This window comes from Streptomyces sp. SID3212 (genome assembly GCF_009865405.1).
Classification (GTDB): domain Bacteria; phylum Actinomycetota; class Actinomycetes; order Streptomycetales; family Streptomycetaceae; genus Streptomyces.
The window spans coordinates 1-3,237 of record NZ_WWJY01000694.1; the positions used below are offsets into that span (position 1 = coordinate 1).

Annotated in this window: 5 protein-coding genes; 3 read left to right on the forward strand and 2 right to left on the reverse strand. The window is 72.2% G+C overall.

Translation table 11 applies throughout. From position 1 onward, the window contains the following. Positions 1–110: 110 nt before the first annotated feature. Entirely contained in the window at positions 111–548 is a 438-nt protein-coding gene (locus GT042_RS21015) for a TIGR03618 family F420-dependent PPOX class oxidoreductase (protein WP_161310278.1), read from the forward strand. A 49-nt stretch (positions 549–597) separates the two neighbouring features. Here GT042_RS21015 and GT042_RS21020 read toward each other — a convergent pair whose 3' ends face one another. Beyond that, the gene (locus tag GT042_RS21020; RefSeq protein ID WP_237531014.1) at positions 598–978 is read right to left on the reverse strand and encodes a hypothetical protein; all 381 of its coding nucleotides are present in this window, start codon (positions 976–978) and stop codon (positions 598–600) included. A 221-nt stretch (positions 979–1,199) separates the two neighbouring features. On the opposite strand from GT042_RS21020, the gene GT042_RS21025 reads away from it, so the two are divergent. Continuing rightward, positions 1,200–1,544: a DoxX family protein gene (locus GT042_RS21025; protein WP_161310279.1), complete on the forward strand. Its 345-nt coding sequence runs from the start codon at positions 1,200–1,202 to the stop codon at positions 1,542–1,544. A 42-nt stretch (positions 1,545–1,586) separates the two neighbouring features. Here GT042_RS21025 and GT042_RS21030 read toward each other — a convergent pair whose 3' ends face one another. Beyond that, complete coding sequence (locus tag GT042_RS21030) at positions 1,587–2,618, reverse strand: alpha/beta hydrolase (RefSeq protein ID WP_161310281.1); 1,032 nt, start codon at positions 2,616–2,618, stop codon at positions 1,587–1,589. A 182-nt stretch (positions 2,619–2,800) separates the two neighbouring features. Here GT042_RS21030 and GT042_RS21035 point away from each other — a divergent pair. Then, on the forward strand, positions 2,801–3,237 hold a 437-nt coding region (locus GT042_RS21035), incomplete at its 3' end, for an isocitrate lyase/phosphoenolpyruvate mutase family protein (protein WP_202533341.1).

Genomic DNA, 3,237 nt, shown 5'->3' on the forward strand with positions numbered 1-3,237 from the left:
CTCCGGGCGGACGACCCCCCTTCGCGGACACGCCCTGGGAATCGCCATGTCGATCATTGTGTTGACGACACGGACAGGTCCACCTCCCGTCCCGACACCCTGGAGAGCCGATGACCACCCTGGAAGAAGCGACCGCTCTGGCACGGGAGGAGAACGGCCTGGCGGTGATCTCGACGCTGCGCGCGGACCTCACGATCCAGTCCTCGCTCGTCAACGCCGGTGCGCTGGCCCACCCTTCGACCGGGGAGCGCGTCCTCGCCTTCGTCACCTACGGCAAGGTGAAGCTCGGCAACCTCCGGGCCAGGCCGCAGGTGACGGCGACCTTCCGCAAGGGCGGCCAGTGGGCGACCGTGGAGGGCGAGGCCCAGCTCGCCGGCCCCCACGACCCCCAGCCCTGGCTGGACGCCGAGAGGCTGAGGCTCCTGCTGCGCGAGGTGTTCGTGGCGGCCGGCGGCGAGCACGACGACTGGGAGGCGTACGACCGGGTGATGGCCGAGCAGGGACGTACCGCGGTCCTCATCACCCCGCGCCGGGTGTACAGCAACTGACGCGGGGTCCGTGGCGCGGGGCCGCCGGATCGTGCCGGCCCCGCGGCCGTCAGATCGTGACGCAGACCTCTTCGATCTGACGGCCGTCGCGCACCAGCGCCCCGCACACGAGCGGCGCGCTCTTCTCGGCCCCCACCGCCCACCTCGCGCGTGCGGCATTGACCCGAGGGCTGCGGAAATCGCCCCAGTAGGAACGCAGTTGCCCGCTCAGGCCGTCCCTGGTCTCCACCGTGATGTCCTGCACGAACCTGTTGTGGTGTGCCGTGTACACACAGATGTACGTGCCGCACCTGCCGTCGACCTGCGAGGGCAGCGCACTCGCGGGAGCCGTCACGGCCATCCCCACGAGCACCGCGCCCGCCACCGTCGTGGCCACCCGCCGTACCGCGTGCCGAGCGACACCGTTCCCCAGATCTCGCGGATTCCGCATATTTCCTCCATGTCGGAGAGAGGACGATTGCGGAACGAGAATGCCAGCGAAGCAGGCCGGGGCAGAGCGGTCACCGCAAAAAGCACTCGTTCGAGTCCGAGTCCGAGTCGGAATCCGAGTCGGAGTCGGAGCCCGAGCCCGGGATCGGACTGTCACACCGCCGCGCCGGTACGGCTCTCGGGACGGGACAGCACACCCGACCCGTCCCAGGAAGCAGCCCCATGACCCTCGCCTTCGTGTTGCTCGCGCTCGCCACCGTCTCCGCCAACGTGTTCTCCGCCGTCTGCGACTTCGTCCGCTACGAGAAGGTCGCCGTCGGCATGGACGCGGCGGGCGTGCCCCGTTCGTGGATGCCGGCGCTCGGTGTCCCCAAGGCCGCTGCCGCGGTCGGACTCGTCGCGGCCTTCTGGATCCCGCCGCTCGGCACGGCGGCGGCGGCCGGACTGGTCGTGTTCTACCTCTGCGCCGTGGCGACCCATCTGCGGGTACGGGACTACTCGTTCGGGTTCCAGTACCCGTTCCTGGTCCTGGCCGTCGCCACCCTGCTCCTGAGCCTGGCCCGCTGACCGGCGGCTCCGCCCCTCAGGAGCGCGGGCGGCGGCGGTCGCTCAGGGGCGCGCGGAAGGCGGCGTGAGCCAGTCGAGCAGGATCCGGTTGACCTCGTCGGCCCGTTCGCGCTGGATCCAGTGCCCGCACCCCTTCAGGATGTGCGAGGCCGTCAGCCCCGGCAGCGTGGAGGGGAACGCGTCGATGGCCTGGCTCATCCACGTCGTGGACGCGTCCCGCTCCGCCCCGACGAACAGCGACCGCTGTGTGAGCGGCGCGCCGTTCCAGGCGGCGAGATCCTCCCAGTCCCGGTCGGCGTTGCGATAGCGGTTGAGCGCGCCGGTGAGTCCCGTACGTTCGAACTCACCGGCGTACGAGTCGAGTTCGGCCTCCGTGAGCCACGCGGGCAGGGCATCGCGAACGAAACGGTCGGACATCCGCCGCCCGGCGGGGACGAAGAACGGGCTGTCGCCGCCCGCGTCCGCCATCGTGTCGGCGGACAGGCTGGCGTAGAACCCCGCCAGCCAGCCGCGGACGTCCGGCTCGATCTCCGCCTCGGCCCGCCCCGGCTCCTGGAAGTAGCTGACGTAGAACTCCTCGTCCCCGCCGATCGCCGCGAAGGCGTCCGTCGGCCGGGGACCGCCGGGCGGGGCGTAGGGGACGCTGAGCAGTCCCACGGCCGTGAACACGTCGGGCCGCAGCAGCGCGGTGGCGGCGGCGATCGTGGAGCCCCAGTCGTGGCCGACGACGGTCGCGGTCTCCTCCCCGAGCGCCCGTACGACCCCGGCGTTGTCGGCGACATGGCACAGCATCCGGTACGACGCCACGTCCGACGGCTTCGAGGAACGCCCGTACCCCCGCAGATCGACAGCGACCGCCCGGAAGCCCGCGGCGGCCAGGACCGGGAGCTGCCGGCTCCAGGAGTGCCACGACTCGGGGAAACCGTGGAGCAGCAGCACCAGCGGGCCCGTGCCCTGTTCCACCAGGTGGATGCGGCCGCCGGGGACCTCGACCAGGCGGTGCCGGGCGGCGGCCAGCGGCGTGTGCGGGGTGTCGGCCTGGGTCGGGGGCGGTACGGGGGTGGGCTGCGCCATGGTGCTCTCCTCGTCGGTGGCGGCGATGTCCGCTGTGATCACGAGCATCTGCCAGGGGGCGCGGGCGGGACAGAAAACTTGCCGGTCCGGCAAACAACGTGGTCGACACCTGGCAGCGACGCGGGACGTTCCTGTCGCAAACCTGCCAGCCCCGGCCGGTACCGGCTGGTCCAATGGTCGTCATGACCACACAGCACGACCGCGCACAGCACGCCCGCACCCAGCACGACCGTGCCCGCACCTTCCGTACGCTGCACCGCCCCTCGTCCCCCCTCGCCCTCGCGAACGCCTGGGACGTGGCGAGCGCCCGCCTGATCGCGGCCGCCGGATCCGCGGCGGTCGCCACCACCAGCGCCGGGGTCGCCTGGAGCCTCGGCGCGGCCGACGGCAACGAGATCGAGCGCGAACGGGCCGTCGATCTGGTCGCCCGGATCGTGGCCGCCGTGGACGTGCCGGTGAGCGCCGACATCGAGTCCGGGTTCGGGGCCACCGCCGCCGACGTCGGCGAGACCGTCACACGGGTGATCGCCGCCGGCGCGGTCGGCGTCAACATCGAGGACGCCCACACGGACCCGGCGGTGCCGCTCCGCCCGGCCGCCGAGCAGGCCGCCCGCATCGC